This window comes from Streptomyces sp. NPDC005017 (assembly GCF_042873115.1).
Taxonomy (GTDB): domain Bacteria; phylum Actinomycetota; class Actinomycetes; order Streptomycetales; family Streptomycetaceae; genus Streptomyces.
Map to the genome: position 1 here is coordinate 60,191 of NZ_JBIALD010000026.1, position 17,435 is coordinate 77,625.

General features: G+C 71.7%; 19 protein-coding genes and 1 pseudogene. 19 read left to right on the plus strand and 1 reads right to left on the minus strand.

Annotated features, from left to right (window positions below; translation table 11 throughout):
* Window positions 1-221 precede the first annotated feature (221 nt).
* Both ffh and ACFYR0_RS30555 read left to right on the plus strand, forming a co-directional pair.
* Window positions 222-1,772, plus strand: coding sequence for a signal recognition particle protein (gene ffh, locus ACFYR0_RS30550; RefSeq protein ID WP_389335171.1), 1,551 nt, complete (start codon window positions 222-224; stop codon window positions 1,770-1,772).
* A gap of 21 nt (window positions 1,773-1,793) precedes the next feature.
* Window positions 1,794-2,027, plus strand: a pseudogene (locus ACFYR0_RS30555) (cell division protein FtsH); the annotation flags it as partial.
* Window positions 2,028-2,241: 214 nt separating this feature from the next.
* On the opposite strand, the gene ACFYR0_RS30560 reads toward ACFYR0_RS30555, so the two are convergent.
* Window positions 2,242-3,093, minus strand: coding sequence for an SAM-dependent methyltransferase (locus ACFYR0_RS30560; RefSeq protein ID WP_389335174.1), 852 nt, complete (start codon window positions 3,091-3,093; stop codon window positions 2,242-2,244).
* A 570-nt stretch (window positions 3,094-3,663) separates the two neighbouring features.
* On the opposite strand from ACFYR0_RS30560, the gene ACFYR0_RS30565 reads away from it, so the two are divergent.
* The 17 genes from ACFYR0_RS30565 to ACFYR0_RS30645 all read left to right on the plus strand — a co-directional run bounded on the left by ACFYR0_RS30565 (window position 3,664) and on the right by ACFYR0_RS30645 (window position 17,197).
* The gene (locus tag ACFYR0_RS30565; RefSeq protein WP_389335177.1) at window positions 3,664-4,260 is read left to right on the plus strand and encodes a hypothetical protein; all 597 of its coding nucleotides are present in this window, start codon (window positions 3,664-3,666) and stop codon (window positions 4,258-4,260) included.
* A gap of 456 nt (window positions 4,261-4,716) precedes the next feature.
* Complete coding sequence (gene rpsP, locus ACFYR0_RS30570; RefSeq protein WP_386378034.1) at window positions 4,717-5,139, plus strand: 30S ribosomal protein S16; 423 nt, start codon at window positions 4,717-4,719, stop codon at window positions 5,137-5,139.
* 5 nt (window positions 5,140-5,144) lie between these two features.
* Entirely contained in the window at window positions 5,145-5,384 is a 240-nt protein-coding gene (locus ACFYR0_RS30575) for an RNA-binding protein (protein ID WP_389335180.1), read from the plus strand.
* A 112-nt stretch (window positions 5,385-5,496) separates the two neighbouring features.
* A complete protein-coding gene (gene rimM, locus ACFYR0_RS30580; protein ID WP_389335183.1) occupies window positions 5,497-6,138 on the plus strand; it encodes a ribosome maturation factor RimM in 642 nt (213 codons plus the stop codon).
* Window positions 6,138-6,971, plus strand: a complete 834-nt coding sequence (gene trmD, locus ACFYR0_RS30585; RefSeq protein WP_389335186.1) for a tRNA (guanosine(37)-N1)-methyltransferase TrmD — start codon at window positions 6,138-6,140, stop codon at window positions 6,969-6,971. The genes rimM and trmD overlap by 1 nt, the downstream gene beginning before the upstream one ends.
* Before the next feature lie 134 nt (window positions 6,972-7,105).
* Complete coding sequence (gene rplS, locus ACFYR0_RS30590; protein WP_386378030.1) at window positions 7,106-7,456, plus strand: 50S ribosomal protein L19; 351 nt, start codon at window positions 7,106-7,108, stop codon at window positions 7,454-7,456.
* 45 nt (window positions 7,457-7,501) lie between these two features.
* A complete protein-coding gene (gene lepB, locus ACFYR0_RS30595) occupies window positions 7,502-8,272 on the plus strand; it encodes a signal peptidase I (protein WP_389335190.1) in 771 nt (256 codons plus the stop codon).
* Window positions 8,265-9,359 (plus strand): signal peptidase I, encoded by a 1,095-nt coding sequence (gene lepB / locus ACFYR0_RS30600; protein WP_389335193.1) that lies wholly within the window; start codon window positions 8,265-8,267, stop codon window positions 9,357-9,359. Before lepB (ACFYR0_RS30595) ends, lepB (ACFYR0_RS30600) begins: the two co-directional genes overlap by 8 nt.
* Window positions 9,247-10,185 (plus strand): signal peptidase I, encoded by a 939-nt coding sequence (lepB, locus tag ACFYR0_RS30605; protein WP_389335196.1) that lies wholly within the window; start codon window positions 9,247-9,249, stop codon window positions 10,183-10,185. Before lepB (ACFYR0_RS30600) ends, lepB (ACFYR0_RS30605) begins: the two co-directional genes overlap by 113 nt.
* Before the next feature lie 104 nt (window positions 10,186-10,289).
* Complete coding sequence (gene lepB / locus ACFYR0_RS30610) at window positions 10,290-11,066, plus strand: signal peptidase I (RefSeq protein ID WP_389335199.1); 777 nt, start codon at window positions 10,290-10,292, stop codon at window positions 11,064-11,066.
* A 100-nt stretch (window positions 11,067-11,166) separates the two neighbouring features.
* Window positions 11,167-11,643: an NUDIX hydrolase gene (locus ACFYR0_RS30615; RefSeq protein ID WP_389335311.1), complete on the plus strand. Its 477-nt coding sequence runs from the start codon at window positions 11,167-11,169 to the stop codon at window positions 11,641-11,643.
* 56 nt (window positions 11,644-11,699) lie between these two features.
* The gene (locus ACFYR0_RS30620) at window positions 11,700-12,008 is read left to right on the plus strand and encodes a DUF2469 domain-containing protein (RefSeq protein WP_005311352.1); all 309 of its coding nucleotides are present in this window, start codon (window positions 11,700-11,702) and stop codon (window positions 12,006-12,008) included.
* Between the two features lie 225 nt (window positions 12,009-12,233).
* On the plus strand, window positions 12,234-12,656 hold the full coding sequence (locus tag ACFYR0_RS30625) for a YraN family protein (protein WP_386378112.1): 423 nt from the start codon (window positions 12,234-12,236) through the stop codon (window positions 12,654-12,656).
* On the plus strand, window positions 12,656-14,281 hold the full coding sequence (locus tag ACFYR0_RS30630; protein ID WP_389335203.1) for a YifB family Mg chelatase-like AAA ATPase: 1,626 nt from the start codon (window positions 12,656-12,658) through the stop codon (window positions 14,279-14,281). Before ACFYR0_RS30625 ends, ACFYR0_RS30630 begins: the two co-directional genes overlap by 1 nt.
* The gene (gene dprA, locus ACFYR0_RS30635; RefSeq protein ID WP_389335206.1) at window positions 14,278-15,432 is read left to right on the plus strand and encodes a DNA-processing protein DprA; all 1,155 of its coding nucleotides are present in this window, start codon (window positions 14,278-14,280) and stop codon (window positions 15,430-15,432) included. Before ACFYR0_RS30630 ends, dprA begins: the two co-directional genes overlap by 4 nt.
* Before the next feature lie 281 nt (window positions 15,433-15,713).
* Window positions 15,714-16,556, plus strand: coding sequence for an RNA polymerase sigma factor WhiG (gene whiG / locus ACFYR0_RS30640; RefSeq protein ID WP_389335209.1), 843 nt, complete (start codon window positions 15,714-15,716; stop codon window positions 16,554-16,556).
* An 83-nt stretch (window positions 16,557-16,639) separates the two neighbouring features.
* Complete coding sequence (locus ACFYR0_RS30645) at window positions 16,640-17,197, plus strand: TetR/AcrR family transcriptional regulator (protein ID WP_389335314.1); 558 nt, start codon at window positions 16,640-16,642, stop codon at window positions 17,195-17,197.
* The last annotated feature ends 238 nt before the right edge of the window (window positions 17,198-17,435 follow it).

Genomic DNA, 17,435 nt, shown 5'->3' on the forward strand with positions numbered 1-17,435 from the left:
TCTCTACGCCTGCCTTGGCCGGGCCGACGCGGACCGTGCTCCCCGCACGTGCGGGGGTGTTCCGTCCGCACGGCAGGTCCTGATGATCGGCCATGCCTGCTCCCCGCCACTACGGGGATTCCGTCCCCGCCCCCCGTCTTCGGCGGGCGGGGACGAATTGCTTGCGCGGCCGGATACCCTGGAGGGCGACCCAGCTCCCTACTCCGAGGACCGACGCCGCCGTGTTCGATACTCTCTCCGACCGCCTATCAGTCGCCTTCAAGTCCCTCCGGGGCAAAGGCCGACTGAGCGAAGCGGACGTCGACGCCACGGCGCGTGAGATCCGCATCGCTCTGCTGGAAGCCGATGTCGCTCTTCCTGTCGTTCGGACCTTTATCAAGAACGTCAAGGAACGGGCGCTCGGAGCCGAGATCTCCAAGGCCCTCAATCCCGCCCAGCAGTACATCAAGATCGTCAACGACGAACTGGTCAGGATCCTCGGCGGCGAGACCCGTCGGCTGCGGTTCGCCAAGCAGCCGCCGACGGTCATCATGCTCGCCGGTCTCCAGGGTGCCGGTAAGACCACCCTCGCGGGCAAGCTCGGCCACTGGCTGAAGGAGCAGGGCCACTCGCCGCTGCTCGTCGCCTGTGACCTCCAGCGCCCCAACGCCGTGAACCAGCTCAGCGTCGTCGCCGAGCGCGCCGGCGTGGCCGTCTACGCGCCGGAGCCCGGCAACGGCGTGGGTGACCCGGTCAAGGTCGCCAAGGACTCCATCGACTTCGCCAAGGCCAAGGTCCACGACATCGTCATCGTCGACACCGCGGGCCGCCTCGGTATCGACCAGGAGATGATGCGGCAGGCCGCGGACATCCGTGACGCGGTCGGCCCCGACGAGATCCTCTTCGTCGTCGACGCCATGATCGGTCAGGACGCGGTCAACACCGCCGAGGCCTTCCGCGACGGCGTCGGCTTCGACGGTGTGGTGCTCTCCAAGCTCGACGGTGACGCCCGCGGTGGCGCGGCCCTGTCGATCCGCGAGGTCACCGGCAAGCCGATCATGTTCGCGTCGAACGGCGAGAAGCTCGACGAGTTCGACGCGTTCCACCCTGACCGGATGGCCTCCCGCATCCTCGACATGGGTGACCTGCTCACCCTGATCGAGCAGGCGGAGAAGACGTTCAGCCAGGAAGAGGCCCAGAAGATGGCCTCCAAGCTGGCGTCGAAGAAGGGCCAGGACTTCACCCTGGACGACTTCCTGGCCCAGATGGAGCAGGTCAGGAAGATGGGCTCGATCAGCAAGCTGCTCGGCATGCTGCCCGGCATGGGGCAGATCAAGGACCAGATCAACAACATCGACGAGCGTGACGTCGACCGTACGGCCGCGATCATCAAGTCGATGACCCCGGCCGAGCGCCAGGAACCGACGATCATCAACGGCTCGCGCCGCGCCCGTATCGCCCGGGGTTCCGGTGTCGAGGTCAGCGCGGTGAAGAACCTGGTCGAGCGGTTCTTCGAGGCCCGCAAGATGATGTCGCGCATGGCCCAGGGCGGCGGTATGCCGGGTATGCCGGGGATCCCGGGCATGGGCGGCGGCCCCGGCCGGACCAAGAAGCAGCCGAAGAAGGCCAAGGGCAAGCAGCGCTCGGGCAACCCGATGAAGCGCAGGCAGCAGGAGCAGGAGGAGGCCGCCCGCCGCGCGGCCGCCGCCGAGGGCGGTGCCTTCGGGATGCCGGGCCAGCAGGCGGGCCAGGACTTCGAGCTGCCGGACGAGTTCAAGAAGTTCATGGGCTGACACGGGCCCGCGCGAGGCCCGTCGGCCCCACCGGGCGAAGCCCGGCAGGCGTACGGCCTGGCGGCCCCGGGGACCCTCGACGTCATCGACGGCGAGATGCGGCGGATCGTCGACGACTGCTAGGACGAGGTCTGCCGCAAACTGCGCGACCACCGCGGTCAGCTCGACGTGCTGGCCGCGGCGCTGCTGGAGCGCGAGACGCCGGCGGAGGCGGACGCGTACCGGATCGCCGGGATCACGCGGCTGGGCGAGGACGGCGGGAACGCGCGGGGCGGGCGTGGACGCGCGGGACGGCGGGAACGCGCGGGGCGGCGTGGACGCGCGGGACGGCGTGGACGCGCGGGACGGCGTGGACGGAACCGCTTGAGGGCGCGCTCGACCGGTGCCGTCGCCCGGGGCGTGGGCGTGAGCGGGTGGGGGCCGCTGTCGTCCCGGAGCGTGTCCGCGACCGGGTGAGGGTCGCTGTCGTCTACGGCACGCGGGCGATCAGGTAGCGGAAGACGTTGGGCATCCACACCGTGCCGTCCGGGCGCCGGTAGGGGTGCAGCGCCTCCGACAGTTCCTTGTCGACCTGCTCCCGGTCGCCGACGGCCGCGTCGAACAGGCCCGTCGACATCAGCCCGCGCACCGCGCTGTCCAGATCGGCGTACCCGAAGACGCAGGTGACCCGGCCAGAGCCGTCGGCCCGCAGGCCGGCCCGCCGGGCGATGTCCTCCAGGTCGTCGCGCCGGGCACCGCGCCAGCCGCCCGCACAGCGCGCCGGATCGGCGGGTCCGAGCAGCGAGCGCAGCACCGTCGAGGTGGCGCAGCGCTCCGGCGGGCCCCAGCCGGTCAGCACCACGGCGGCGCCGCGATCGGCCATCCGGGTGGTCGGGGCGAGCAGTTCGCCGAGCACCTCCGCGTCGCCCTCCACACAGCCGACCGGTTCGAACGCGGTGACCAGGGTGTACCGGGGAGTCTCGTCGGCGCCCGCAGCCAGGCCCGTGTACTCGACGATGCGGGCCAGACCGGGTGCGGGTGCCCCGGGGTCGGCGGGGAGCAGGCGCTCCCGGGCCAGGGCGAGCCGTTCGGGGGAGGAGGGGTCGGTCCCGGTGATCGCGGCGCCCCGGGACCGTGCCATCAGCAGGGCCAGTCCGCTGCCGCAGCCGAGGCCGAGGAGCCGGGTCGCCGGGCCCACGTCGAGCCTTTCGTACACGGCCTCGTAGAGCGGGACGAGCATCCGTTCCTGGATCTCCGACCAGTCACGCGCGCGTGCCCGCGGATCCACCCGGGGATGCGGTCCCGAGTGAGGCCGGTGCTGCCGCACGAGCGTAGGTGTCATGAAAAGCGCCCCAATCCGAGAGAGGTGATGGCGGGCCGTGCTCCGGGCCCGCGAGTCGTGCGCTCGTCCCCCCGTATGCCAGGTAACTCCCGGCTCGCGGTGCCGTCCAGTGGTCGAGTGGCCCTGCTTGAGGACCGGTCGCGCATGTGGCGAGATTTCACCTTCCGGCAATATGCGCCGGTACGGTGTCGATCAACGGGCGCGCGTCGCGTGCGGCGCAACCGGCCGTCGGGGAAGGGCCGGTGAGGGCGGGTGGTGACGCGCCCGGTAACGTCGCCGCCGTCGTCGGCGCTGAGCGGAATACACGGGTGGCCGACCGGAGTACGTGCGAGGCGGCCGAAACGCCCCTTGCGCTTTCGCGGGCCACGGCCACGACCTCTCGTACGACCGGCCTACGCGCGGGGTCGTAGGGGTCACTACGCACCGGCTTGATATGAGGTGCGAGGCTTCTCCGCAGATCAGCGCACCCGCCCTCGTCGGGGCGCATCAGTGGCAACTGACGGGTACGTGCAAATTATTTGGGATGGCCCGGAATAGGAACACGGCGGCCCTCTGGATCGTTGTCATTACGTGAGCACGACACAGACACCACCTGTTCTCGCAGCGGAGCTGGCACAGGCGTGGGCCGATATTCAGCGGTACCACCCCGAACTGCCGGACCTCGCCGCCCCCGAGTCCCTCATCGGGGAGTCCTCGTCCGCGTGCGGTCACGAGCTCTCCTTCGAACGGCTGCTCCATGAGGCCGTCCACGGCATCGCAGCCTCGCGCGGGGTGCGTGACACCTCCCGTGCGGGCCGGTACCACAACCGCAGATTCCTCGCGATCGCCGAGGAGCTGGGCCTGGACCATCCCGACGAGCCGCACCCGAGCAGCGGCTTCTCGCTGGTCACGCTCAACCCCGAGGCGAAGCGGCGCTACCGGCCGACGATCGAGCGGCTCCAGCGGGCCCTGAAGGCGCACACGGCCGCCACCTCCGCCGACACGGCCCGGTCGTTCCGGGGCCCTGCGGCCCGCCACGGCTCGTCCGGCGGCGGGGTGCGGGTGAAGGCCGTCTGCGACTGCGGGCGCAATGTGCGCGTGGTCCCGTCGGTCCTCGCCCAGGCGCCGATCGTGTGCGGGGGCTGCGGCAAGCCGTTCCGGATCCCCGAGGTGGCCGGGGTGGCGTAACGCCCGACACGGGACACCGGCAACTCGTGGCTGTCGGTGCGGTGGGGCGGTGAAGGTGCCGCGCGTGGGGGACGAGCACGTGCGGCACCTCGGCATGCGCTCGTCCGGTGGACGGCGAGGGGCTCGGCCGTGCGCCCGGCCCGGCCGTCGGAGCTTCGGTCCTGCCCGCCGCCAGGGCTACGGCTGGCCGCTCGGGGCTTGGGTCCTGCCCGCCGCCAGGGCTGCGGTCGTGTGTGCTCGGCCCGCCCGCCAGGGCCTCGGCGCGTGCTCCGTCGGGCGGTCAGGGCCTGGTTCTGAGGGGCTCCCCGGCGTGTGGCACAATGGCTAGCTGTACTCGACAGTCGCACAGGACCCCTCTCTCCTCCGGCTGACGCGTCCGTCGGGCCACTCGGGTACCGCAGCCCCACGCGGCACACCGTGTGCTCCACCACGTCAAATCCAGGAGAATCCACTCCCGTGGCAGTCAAGATCAAGCTGAAGCGTCTGGGCAAGATCCGTTCGCCTCACTACCGCATCGTCGTCGCCGACTCCCGCACCCGCCGTGACGGCCGTGCGATCGAGGAGATCGGCAAGTACCACCCGACCTACAACCCGTCGGTCATCGAGGTGGACGCCGACCGCGTGGCGTACTGGCTGGGTGTCGGCGCGCAGCCGACCGAGCCCGTGCTCGCCATCCTGAAGAAGACCGGCGACTGGCAGAAGTTCAAGGGCGAGCCCGCCCCGGCGCCGCTGCTCGTCGCCGAGCCCAAGAAGGCCCGCCCGTCGTTCGACGCCCTCGGTGGCGACGACGAGGGCAAGGGTGAGGCCATCACCCAGAAGAAGAAGGCCGAGAAGAAGGACGAGGCCGCCGCCGAGTCCTCCGAGTCGACCGAGGCCTGAGCACCATGCTCGAAGAGGCGCTTGAGCACCTCGTGAAGGGCATCGTCGACAACCCCGACGAAGTGCAGGTCGCCTCGCGCAACCTGCGCCGCGGGCGGGTGCTCGAGGTCCGGGTCCACCCGGACGACCTCGGCAAGGTGATCGGCCGCAACGGCCGCACCGCACGCGCTCTGCGCACCGTCGTGGGCGCCATCGGCGGCCGCGGTGTCCGTGTCGACCTCGTCGACGTGGACAACATCCGCTGACGCTTCAGGCGAAGCGGACCTCGTCCGCTCACGCTTCAGGCAACCGGCTCGGGCCGGGGAGGGCCACTGGGCCGTCCCCGGCCCGTAGTCGTATGACAGGAGATCTGTACACGTGCAGCTGGTAGTCGCGCGGATCGGCCGCGCCCATGGCATCAAGGGCGAGGTCACCGTCGAGGTGCGTACCGACGAGCCCGAGCTGCGGCTCGCGCCGGGCGCCGTCCTGGCCACCGACCCGGCCTCCACCGGGCCGCTCACCATCGCCACCGGCCGCGTCCACAGCGGCCGCCTGCTCCTGCGCTTCGAGGGCGTCGCCGACCGCACCGGCGCCGAGGCGCTGCGCAACACGCTCCTCATCGCCGAGGTGGACCCGGAGGAGCTGCCCGAGGAAGAGGACGAGTACTACGACCACCAGCTGATGGACCTGGACGTGGTCACCACGGACGGCGTCGAGGTCGGCCGGATCACGGAGATCTCGCACCTGCCCTCCCAGGACCTCTTCATCGTCGAGCGGGCGGACGGCAGCGAGGTGATGATCCCCTTCGTGCAGGAGATCGTCGTCGAGATCGACCTGGAGGAGCAGCGGGCCGTCGTCGACCCGCCGCCCGGCCTGATCGACGACCGCGCGGAGATCGCCTCCACCCGGGACGCCGAAGGCGACAAGGCGGATGCGGACGACACCACGGGCGCGGACGGCGGCGACAAGGCCGCTGCGGACGACGCGGAGGCGGCCGGCGGCGACGGAGGCGACGACTGATGCGACTCGACGTCGTCACGATCTTCCCCGAGTACCTGGAGCCGCTGAACGTCTCCCTGGTCGGCAAGGCACGCGCGCGTGGCCGCCTGGACGTGCGGCTGCACGACCTGCGGTCCTGGACGTACGACCGCCACAACACGGTCGACGACACGCCCTACGGCGGCGGCCCCGGCATGGTCATGAAGACTGACCCCTGGGGCGACGCCCTGGACTCGGTGCTGGCCGACGGCTACGAGTCGGGGTCCGGCGCGCCGGCGCTGATCGTACCCACCCCCAGCGGCCGCCCCTTCACCCAGGAACTGGCCGTCGAGCTCTCCGAGCGCCCCTGGCTGGTCTTCACCCCGGCCCGTTACGAGGGCATCGACCGCCGGGTCGTGGACGAGTACGCCACCCGGATGCCGGTCTACGAGGTGTCCATCGGCGACTACGTCCTGGCCGGCGGCGAGGCGGCCGTCCTGGTCATCACCGAGGCCGTGGCCCGGCTGCTGCCCGGGGTGCTGGGCAACGCCGAGTCGCACCGGGACGACTCCTTCGCGCCCGGCGCGATGGCGAACCTCCTGGAGGGGCCCGTCTACACCAAGCCGCCGGTGTGGCGGGACCGGGACATCCCCGAGGTGCTGCTCAGCGGCCACCACGGGAAGATCGCCCGCTGGCGCCGTGACGAGGCCCTGCGGCGCACCACGGCCAACCGTCCCGACCTGATCGAGCGCTGCGACCCGAAGACCTTCGACAAGAAGGACCGGGAGATGCTGTCCATCCTCGGCTGGGCCCCGGACCCGGAGGGTGAGCGGTTCGGCCGATTTTGGCGGCGGGTCGAGGACGTGGAAGAATAGGGCGCTGTTGTGCGCCGTCCGGCGTGCGCCCCTGCCGCAGGGGGACACGACGTCCGCTCCGACCCGCACGGCCTTTCACCAGAACATCTAGTTTCCGTTGATGACCTGTGGCATCAGCGAAGAAAGCAGACGAAATGTCTCACCTGCTCGACACCGTCGACGCCGCGTCGCTGCGCAGCGACGTCCCGGCCTTCCGCCCGGGTGACACCGTCAACGTCCACGTCCGCGTCATCGAGGGCAACCGCTCCCGTGTGCAGCAGTTCAAGGGCGTTGTGATCCGTCGCCAGGGTTCCGGCGTGCGCGAGACCTTCACGGTCCGCAAGGTCTCCTTCTCCGTCGGCGTCGAGCGCACCTTCCCGGTGCACACCCCGATCGTGGAGAAGATCGAGCTCGTCACCCGCGGTGACGTGCGTCGCGCCAAGCTGTACTACCTGCGCGACCTGCGCGGCAAGGCGGCGAAGATCAAGGAGAAGCGCGAGAACTGATCTCGCGTCGGGGTTCACACCGGGGCCGGATAACATCTGGCCCCGATGGACACCGAAGCTCAGCCGACGGAGCGCGACCGCCCCTCCGGACCCGGGACACCTGGGCCGGAGGGACGGTCGCGTTTCGCGTTGGTGTCGCGGATCACCCCCTGGCTGCCCGGCGGCGGGATCACCCTGTCGCTGCTGGTCTGCCTGCTGTTCCTGCTGCTCGTCAACGTGTTCGTGGCGAAGCCGTTCCAGATCCCCAGCGGGTCGATGGAGCAGGGATTGAGGGTCGGGGACCGCGTTCTCGTAAATAAGTTGGCGTACCGTTTCGGTGCCGAACCCCGGCGCGGGGACGTAGTCGTCTTCGACGGCACCGGGTACTTCGGGAACGCCGACTACATCAAACGCGTCGTAGGCGTAGAGGGAGACCGCGTGGTCTGCTGTGACAGGGAGGGCAGGATCGAGGTGAACGGCCGACAGGTCGACGAGTCGACTTTCCTGTACCCCGGTGACAGCGCGTCCTCGGTGCCCTTCGAGGTGGTCGTGCCCGAGGGACGGCTGTTCCTCCTCGGCGACCACCGAAGCGAATCCAGCGACTCCCGCGACCGTCTGGGCTCCCCGGGCGGCGGCATGGTGCCCGTCCGTGCGGTGATCGGCCGTGCCGAGGGGATCGTGTGGCCGATCGGGCACGTGGGCCGGCTGGAGCGGCCGGACGCGTACGCGCGAGTGCCCGGGGCGAGCGGCTCCGTCGGCACGGGCCAGGGCCCGGCGGGGGCAGTCGGCGCGGGCCAGGGTCCGGCGGGGACGGCCTCCGGTGGTGCGCGTGGGTAACCGCGGAAAGCCCCGTGGCGTGGCGACCAGCGCCGCCGAGGACCTGCTGCCGACCGGCACCCGACGGTCGTCCGGCGCCTCATCGAGCCGCAGCCGCGTCGACCGGCGCAAGCTCCAGCGCAAGGTGAAGCGACGGCGGCGCCGCTCCGCGATCAAGGAGATACCGCTCCTGGCCGGAGTGGCCGTGCTGATAGCGCTGGTGCTGAAGACGTTCCTGGTGCAGGCCTTCGTGATCCCGTCCGGCTCCATGGAGCAGACGATCCAGATCGGCGACCGGGTCCTGGTGGACAAGCTCACACCGTGGTTCGGCTCCGAGCCCCAGCGCGGTGACGTCGTCGTCTTCAAGGACCCCGGGGGCTGGCTGCGCAGCGAGCAGCCGACCCGGAAGAAGGACGACCCGGTCGTCGTGAAGCAGGTCAAGCAGGCGCTGACCTTCATCGGCCTGCTGCCGTCCGAGGACGAGAAGGACCTGATCAAGCGGGTCGTCGGCGTCGGCGGCGACCGTGTCGTGTGCTGTGACGCGCAGGGCCGGGTGACCGTCAACGGCATGCCGCTGAACGAGACCGACTACCTGCATCCGGGCAACGTCCCCTCCGAATCCAAGTTCGACATCACGGTGCCCGAGGGCCGTCTGTGGGTGATGGGCGACCACCGTTCCGACTCCGCGGACTCCCGCGCCCACCAGGACCAGGACTACGGCGGCACGGTGTCGGTCGACGAGGTGGTGGGACGCGCCGTCGTCATCGGCTGGCCCGTCAACCACTGGACCGGCCTGGACGAGCCGCAGACCTTCTCCGCCGTGCCCGACTCCACGCCCGGTTCGACCGCTGCTCCTCCGCTGTCGCATAGGGTTGCCTCCGACGATCCGGACACCATGACCCAGCTCCCGAGCCCTGCGGAACTCCCGCTCGTTATGGGAGTGGTGGGCCTGCACCGGATGAGGCACAGGCGGCGGCACGGAGTGAGGAGTTGGCGTGGGGGATGTGGCGGTTGGCGCACGGTCCGGGCACGACGGCGAGGAACACCGCGGACGGCCCGGGGATGCGACCGGCCCCTCGGTGGACCGCGTCATGAACCCCGGGAGTGACGCCGGTACGACCGAGGGCGGCACGGTGACGGACGAACAGACTCCCGAGGGCACGCGCCCCGCGGAACCGAGGAAGAAGCAGCGTTCCTTCTGGAAGGAACTGCCGATCCTGATCGGTATCGCGCTCGTGCTGGCGCTGCTGATCAAGACGTTCCTGGTGCAGGCGTTCTCGATCCCCTCCGACTCGATGCAGAACACCCTCCAGCAGGGTGACCGGGTCCTGGTCGACAAGCTGACCCCGTGGTTCGGCTCCGAGCCCGAGCGCGGCGAGGTCGTCGTCTTCCACGACCCGGACAACTGGCTGGCCGGCGAGCCCACGCCCGACCCGAACGCCCTCCAGACGGTCCTCAGCTGGATCGGCCTCATGCCGTCCGCGGAGGAGAAGGACCTGATCAAGCGGGTCGTCGGCGTCGGCGGCGACACCGTCGAGTGCGCCGGCACCGGCCCGCTGAAGGTCAACGGCAAGCCGCTGGACGAGCCCTACGTCTACCCGGGCAACACGCCGTGCAGCGACGACGACCAGGGCGGCCGCTTCAAGGTGACGGTCCCCGAGGGGTTCATCTGGGTGATGGGCGACCACCGCCAGAACTCCCGCGACTCGCGCTACAACCAGGCGGACTCCCACCACGGCATGGTGCCCGTGGAGAAGGTCGTCGGCCGCGCCATCGTCAAGGCCTGGCCCATCAACCGCTGGGGCACGCTGCCCGTGCCGGACAGCCTCGAGGAGGTCGACAGGAGCTCGGCGGCCCCGGCGGCTGTGGCGCCCCAGGCGCTGGCGCTCGTGGGTGTGCTTCCGATCGCCGTGTGGCGCCGCCGGCGCAAGTGACACCGAGCGCGCCTCGCCCTGTGCCATCAGCCCCTTCCCGCGTGACCTCGGTCGCGTGAGAGGGGGCTGACCGCTTCCCGTACCGCCGGGTAGGGTGCGGACCCATGGGTGCTGAGAGTGCGACAGATACGGCCCCGCGGAGCGGCGGGACGGGCGACGGCGAGGCGGGCGGCAGGGCCGGGCAGGTGCTGTCCGGGCTGGCGGTGGCGCTGGGCCTGGTGCTGTTCCTCGCCGGCTTCGGCTGGGGAGCGGTCGTCTACCGGCCGTACACCGTGCCCACGCGTTCGATGAGCCCCACCATCGAGGCGGGCGACCGGGTGCTGGCGGAGCGCGTGGACGGCGACGAGATCCGCCGCGGCGACGTGGTGGTCTTCAAGGACGCCGCCTGGGCGAACGCGCCGCTGGTCAAGCGGGTCGTCGGGATCGGCGGGGACACCGTCGCCTGTTGCACGGACGGCCGGCTGACGGTCAACGGCAAGGAGATCGACGAGCCCTATCTGCCCGAGGGCGAGGCCGCGGAGAGCATGGCGTTCCCGACGGTGACCGTCCCCAAGGACCGGGTCTTCCTGCTCGGTGACGAGCGCGCGGGCTCGCTGGACTCCACCGCCCACCTCCAGGACGCGGCCAGCGGCACGGTCGCGCGTTCCGCGATCGACGGCCGGATCGACGCCGTCGTCTGGCCGATGGACGGCCTGCTGCCCCGCCCGGCCGGGTTCGAGGCGCTGGGCGGGGAACTGTCCGAGCCGGGGCCGTTCCGGATGCTCGTCGGCATGATCGTCGGCGGGGCCGTGCTGGTCATGGCCGGTGCCGCGTACGGGCCCGTCGCCAAACGGGTCGGCGGTGCGCGCAGGCGGCGGACGGTGGATGCCGGTGCCGGCTGAGGTGGCGCGGGAGTCCTCGGAGAGCGGGCCGCGGCGGCCGTACGGCGGTGAGCAGCGGGACTCGTCCGGCGCCGGGGCGCGGGATTCGTACGACGGCGGTCTGCGGAAGGTCGCCCGGGTCGTGCTGCTCGATCCGCGGGACCGGGTGCTGCTGCTCCACGGTCATGAACCGGACGATCCGGCGAACGACTGGTGGTTCACTCCCGGCGGCGGAGTGGAGGGCGACGAGACGCGCGCGGACGCCGCGCTGCGGGAACTCGTCGAGGAGACGGGGATCACCGAGGTCGAGCTCGGGCCCGTGCTGTGGCGGCGCAGATGCTCGTTCCCGTTCGCGGGGCGCCGCTGGGACCAGGACGAGTGGTACTACCTGGCCCGTACGACCCAGACCGCGACCAGGGCCACGGCACTGACGGAACTGGAGCGGGCCAGCGTCGCCGGAGCCCGGTGGTGGGCGTGTGAGGAACTCGCCCGGACGCATGAGACGGTGTACCCGACCAGACTCGCCGGGCTGCTGCGCACGCTGCTCGACGAAGGTCCCCCGGCCCGACCCGTCACCCTCGACACGGAAATCGTCTAGAGGGCCGCGAGGCTGGCGCACAATGGGTGGATCGCACGGCTGAAGGGGAACATGCCATGAGCGCGGAGGACCTCGAGAAGTACGAGACCGAGATGGAGCTCAAGCTCTATCGCGAGTACCGCGACGTCGTCGGTCTGTTCAAGTACGTGATCGAGACCGAGCGGCGCTTCTACCTGACCAATGACTACGAGATGCAGGTGCACTCGGTCCAGGGTGAGGTTTTCTTCGAGGTTTCCATGGCCGACGCCTGGGTCTGGGACATGTACCGGCCGGCTCGGTTCGTCAAGCAGGTGCGGGTGCTCACGTTCAAGGACGTGAATATCGAGGAGCTCAACAAGAGCGATCTGGAGCTGCCGGGGAGCTGAGCCCCTGAGGGCGTTTCTGCCGGGGCTGTGAGGGGCGGGCTGTTTCGGTCCGGGTGCGGGCGCTCTCGGCCGGGGGTGCGAAGGCGGGCGCTTTCGGCCGGGGCTGTGAGGGTGGGTGTTTTCAGTCGGGGCTGTGAGAGGCCGGCTCTTTCACCCGAACGGGCGGCGGCGTTCTCCACAGACGCCCGACTGTCCACCAAGATCCACTCGCTGCGGGTGGGCCGCGTGATCGTTGGCGCCGGAGGTGGTGCCGACATGAGCACGGGAAACGCGCGCGGCGCGTTCGGAAAATCACGCAGTGCCCTCGGCAGGTACGGCGAGACGCTGGCCGCTCGGCGGCTGGCCGAGGCCGGGATGACGGTCCTGGAGCGCAACTGGCGCTGCGGCCGCACGGGCGAGATCGACATCGTCGCGCGGGACGGGGACGTCCTGGTCGTCTGCGAGGTGAAGACCCGCAGGGACGGCGGCTACGAACACCCCATGGCCGCGGTGACCCCGGAGAAGGCCGGGCGCCTGCGCGATCTCGCCGAACGCTGGATCCAGACCCACGGAGGCGCCCCGCCCGGCGGCGTCCGCATCGACGTGGTGGGTGTGCTCCTGCCCCGCCGCGGCGCGCCCGTCGTGGAACACGCGCGGGGGGTGGCCTGATGGGATTCGCCCGTACCTGCTCGGTCGCCCTGGTCGGGGTCGAGGGCGTGGTCGTCGAGGTCCAGGCCGACCTCGAACCCGGCGTCGCCGCGTTCACCCTGGTCGGGCTCCCCGACAAGAGCCTCACGGAGAGCCGCGACCGTGTCCGCGCCGCCGTGGTCAACTCCGGCACGGCCTGGCCGCAGAAGAAGCTGACCGTGGGCCTCAGTCCGGCGTCGGTGCCCAAGAGCGGCAGTGGGTTCGATCTCGCCGTCGCCGCGGCGGTGCTCGGCGCGGCGGAGCGCGTCGATCCGCGGGTCCTGTCCGACCTCGTGATGATCGGGGAACTGGGCCTGGACGGACGGGTCCGCCCGGTGCGCGGTGTTCTGCCCGCCGTGCTGGCCGCGGCCGACGCGGGGTACGAGCAGGTGGTCGTGCCGGAGTGCGCGGCCGCGGAGGCCTCCCTCGTGCCGGGCGTGTCCGTGCTGGGCGTCCGCAGCCTCCGGCAGCTCATCGCCGTCCTCGCGGACGAGCCGGTGCCCGAGGAGGATCCCGACGACCAGGGCCGGCCCGATCCGCTGCTGGCCGGACTGCGCGTGCCCGGTACCGGAGCGGCCACCGGCATGCACGGCATGGGCGCGGCGCAGCACGACGCGGGACACGACCTGGCCGACGTGGTGGGCCAGCTCGCGGCCCGCACGGCGGTGGAGGTCGCCGCGGCCGGCGGCCACCATCTGTTCCTCGAGGGACCGCCGGGCGCCGGGAAGACCATGCTCGCCGAACGGCTGCCCGCGATCCTGCCCCGGCTCACCCGGCAGGAGTCGCTGGAGGTCACGGCCGTGCACTCGGTGGCCGGACTGCTGCCCGCGGGCAAGCCGCTGATCGACGCCGCCCCCTACTGCGCCCCGCACCACTCGGCGACCATGCAGGCACTGGTCGGCGGCGGGCAGGGCGTCGCCAGGCCGGGCGCGGTGTCGCTGTCGCACCGGGGCGTGCTGTTCCTCGACGAGACACCGGAGTTCAGGAGCCAGGCGCTCGACGCCCTGCGCCAGCCGCTGGAGGCGGGCCATGTGGTCATCGCGCGCAGTGCCGGTGTCGTCCGGTTCCCGGCCAGATTCCTGATGGTGCTGGCCGCCAACCCGTGCCCCTGCGGGCGCTTCTCCCGAACGGACGACCTGTGCGAGTGCCCGCCCTCGGCCATCCGCCGCTACCAGGCCCGGCTCTCCGGGCCGCTGCTCGACCGGGTCGACCTGCGGGTGGAGGTGGACCGGGTCACCCGCGCCCAGCTGACCGAGCGGGGCGCCCGCGGGGAGTCCACGGCGACGGTCGCCGACCGGGTGCGCCGGGCCCGCGAACGGGCCGCGGCCCGGCTGTCCGGCACCCCGTGGAGCACCAACGGCGAGGTACCCGGCCGTGAACTGCGCAGCCGCTTCTACGCCGCGGCCGGCGCGATGGACGAGGCCGAGCGCAGCCTCGAACGGGGCGTGCTGACCGCGCGGGGCCTGGACAGGGTGCTGCGGGTCGCCTGGACCGTCGCGGACCTCGTCGGCCACGACCGGCCGAGCGGGATGGACGTCGCCCTGGCCCTGCAACTGCGCACGGGCGTCCCGCGCGGTGTGCCGCTGGCCATCGGGGCACTGACGTGAGCGGCGGTCCGCCGCCAGACCTCCTGGACCGTGTCTTCCTCGCCCGGGTCGTCGAACCCGGGGACGAGAAGGCCGGGCGATGGGTGCGGGAGGCCGGAGCGGGGGAGGTGGCGGCACGGCTGCGCGAGGGCGGGGAGCCGCTGCCGGGCGTCGGCGCGACTCGCTGGGCCGGACTGCTGGCCCGGGCGCGCAAGGCCGAGCCCGAGCGGGACCTGGCCCTCGCGCGGGAGGCGGGGGTGCGGTTCGTGTGTCCCGGTGGGCCCGAGTGGCCTTCGCAGCTCGACGACCTCGGCGACGCCCGTCCGCTGGGGCTGTGGGTGCGCGGGCGGCCCAGTCTGCGGATGTGGGCGCTGCGGTCGGTGGCGGTGGTCGGCGCCCGCGCCTGCACCGAGTACGGCGCCCACACGGCCGTCACCCTCGCCGCGGGTCTCGCCGAGCACGGCTGGGTCGTCGTCTCCGGCGGCGCCTACGGCGTCGACGGCGCGGCCCACCGGGGTGCTCTCGGCGCGGGCGGAGCCACGGTCGCCGTGCTGGCCTGCGGTGTGGACCGGCCCTATCCGCGCGGCCACACGGAGTTGATCAACAGGATCGCGGAACAGGGTCTGGTGATCGGCGAGTTGCCCCCGGGCGATCATCCGACGCCCAGCAGATTCGTCCTGCGCAACCGGGTCATCGCCGCCTTGACCAGGGGAACCGTGGTCGTGGAGGCGGCCCACCGCAGCGGCTCCCTGGTCACCGCGCGGGCCGCGCAGCGGCTGGGCCGGCACACCATGGGCGTGCCCGGCCCCGTCACCAGCGCGCTCTCCGCCGGGGTGCACGAGCTGCTGCGCGGGGAGGCGCTGCTCGTCACGGATGCCGCCGAGGTCGTCGAGCTGGTCGGCGCCATGGGGCAGCTCGCCCCGGAGCGGCGCGGGCCGGTGCTGCCCCGCGACCTGCTGCCCGCCGCCACCCGGCGGGTCCTCGCCGCGCTGCCCGCCCGGCGGGCCGCCGTACCCGAGGAGGTCGCCCGCGGCGCACAGACGACCGAGGACGACGCCGTCGCGAGACTGTACGAACTCAGGGCACTGGGTTACGTCGAACGACACGGCGACGGCTGGAAGTTGACACGCCAGGCGATGGTCTCGCTTCGCGGTGGTCGTCCGGGAAGCTGACCGAGGGTGTTCGTCCGTCCGGGGGAAGCCGTACTCCCCTTGGGAGAACGCCGAGTTGACGCGGCCCGGCGGTCGCCGGTGGTGCCTGCCATGCCCCGGCGGAGCGGTCAGCGGAACGTATCTGCGTACACGTCGGGCCGCGCTCTTAGCGCACCGCGACACTCCAGTCACGCTACGCTCACGAAGTTCCCGACACAGACCGGCAAGTCGGCACCAGTCCGACAGCTCACCCAGGTACCCCTACTTCGCAAGCTTCTCGGCAGAACGGCTCAAGGCGACGAATGCCCCAGCACACCTCCGGGTCCGACCGGGCGGCCATCCCCCCAGCCGCCCGCGACGGTGGCGGCGTGCGGCCGCCCGCTCCCTCGACGCTCGACGAACTGTGGCGGTCGTACAAGGCGACCGCGGACGAGCGGCTGCGCGAGCAGCTGATCCTGCACTACTCGCCGCTGGTCAAGTACGTGGCGGGACGGGTGAGCGTCGGCCTGCCGCCCAATGTGGAGCAGGCCGACTTCGTCTCCTCGGGCGTCTTCGGACTCATCGACGCGATCGAGAAGTTCGACATCGAACGGGAGATCAAGTTCGAGACGTACGCGATCACCCGGATCCGCGGCGCGATGATCGACGAGCTGCGGGCACTGGACTGGATCCCCCGCTCGGTACGGCAGAAGGCACGCAATGTCGAGCGGGCCTACGCCACCCTGGAGGCCCGGCTGCGGCGCACCCCCACGGAGAGCGAGGTGGCCGCCGAGCTGGGCATCGCCGTGGACGAACTGCACGCCGTCTTCAGCCAGTTGTCGCTGGCCAACGTGGTGGCCCTGGAGGAACTGCTGCACGTCGGGGGTGAGGACGGCGACGGGCTCAGCTTCATGGACACCCTGGAGGACACCGCCGCGGACAACCCCGTGGAGGTCGCCGAGGACCGTGAGCTGCGGCGGTTCCTGGCCAGGGCGATCAACACGCTGCCCGACCGCGAGAAGACCGTCGTCACGCTCTACTACTACGAAGGCCTCACCCTCGCCGAGATCGGGAACGTGCTGGGTGTGACCGAGAGCCGGGTCAGCCAGATCCACACCAAGTCCGTGCTCCAGCTGCGCGCGAAGCTGGCCGGCTTCGGCCGCTGAGCGGGTGGGCCTGGCCGGGACGCTCCCGTTGCGGGTGGCACGTCCGTACAGTGGTTGACGTGCCAAGGATTCGAGCGGCCTCCGTGGCCGAGCACCGGTCGATGCAGCGAGCCGCCCTGCTGGACGCGGCTCGTTCCCTGCTGTCCGAGGGCGGGACGGAGGCGCTGACCTTCCCGGCCCTCGCCGAGCGCACCGGGCTCGCGCGGTCGTCGGTGTACGAGTACTTCCGGTCGCGGGCCGCCGTGGTCGAGGAGCTGTGCGAGGTCGACTTCCCCGTGTGGGCCTCGGAGGTCTCGGCGGCCATGGAGGGGGAGGCGACGCCGGCCGGCAAGGTCGAGGCGTATGTGCGGGCGCAGCTGGAGCTGGTGAGGGACCGGCGGCACCGGGCCGTCGTGGCGATCTCGGCGAGCGAGCTGGACGCGGGCGCCCGGGAGAAGATCCGCGCCGCGCACGGCGGTCTCGTCGCGATGATCGTCGACGCGCTCGCCGACCTCGGCCACGAGGAGCCCCGGCTCGCCGCGATGCTCGTCCAGGGCGTCGTCGACGCCGCCGTCCGCCGCGTCGAACTCGGCGCGGCCGAACACCCCGACGTCATCGCGACAGCCACCATCGCCATGGTCCTCCACGGCGTCCAGGGCTGACCCGCCCCTCTCGCAGTCGCCCGCGGATCAGCCGCCGCCAAGGGGCGCGGAGAACTGCGCGACCGGCCCACCGCGCCCCGCAGCCGACCACCGGTCACAACAGCTCGCCCTCGTAGCCGCCCGCGGATCAGCCGTCGTAGAGGGGCGCGGGGAACTGCGCGACCGGCCCACCGCGCCCCGCAGCCGACCACCGGTCACAACAGCTCGCCCTCGTAGCCGCCCGCGGATCAGCCGTCTA

What these genes read in the sequence shown, in the direction of transcription:
- ACFYR0_RS30630 (WP_389335203.1), top strand. Translation starts at nt 12,656, where the DNA reads ATGGGATTCGCCCGTACCTGCTCGGTCGCCCTGGTCGGGGTCGAGGGC.
- lepB (WP_389335190.1), top strand. Translation starts at nt 7,502, where the DNA reads ATGGACACCGAAGCTCAGCCGACGGAGCGCGACCGCCCCTCCGGACCC.
- trmD (WP_389335186.1), top strand. Translation starts at nt 6,138, where the DNA reads ATGCGACTCGACGTCGTCACGATCTTCCCCGAGTACCTGGAGCCGCTG.
- ACFYR0_RS30560 (WP_389335174.1), bottom strand. Translation starts at nt 3,093, where the DNA reads ATGACACCTACGCTCGTGCGGCAGCACCGGCCTCACTCGGGACCGCAT.
- lepB (WP_389335199.1), top strand. Translation starts at nt 10,290, where the DNA reads ATGGGTGCTGAGAGTGCGACAGATACGGCCCCGCGGAGCGGCGGGACG.
- ACFYR0_RS30620 (WP_005311352.1), top strand. Translation starts at nt 11,700, where the DNA reads ATGAGCGCGGAGGACCTCGAGAAGTACGAGACCGAGATGGAGCTCAAG.
- whiG (WP_389335209.1), top strand. Translation starts at nt 15,714, where the DNA reads ATGCCCCAGCACACCTCCGGGTCCGACCGGGCGGCCATCCCCCCAGCC.
- ACFYR0_RS30575 (WP_389335180.1), top strand. Translation starts at nt 5,145, where the DNA reads ATGCTCGAAGAGGCGCTTGAGCACCTCGTGAAGGGCATCGTCGACAAC.
- rplS (WP_386378030.1), top strand. Translation starts at nt 7,106, where the DNA reads ATGTCTCACCTGCTCGACACCGTCGACGCCGCGTCGCTGCGCAGCGAC.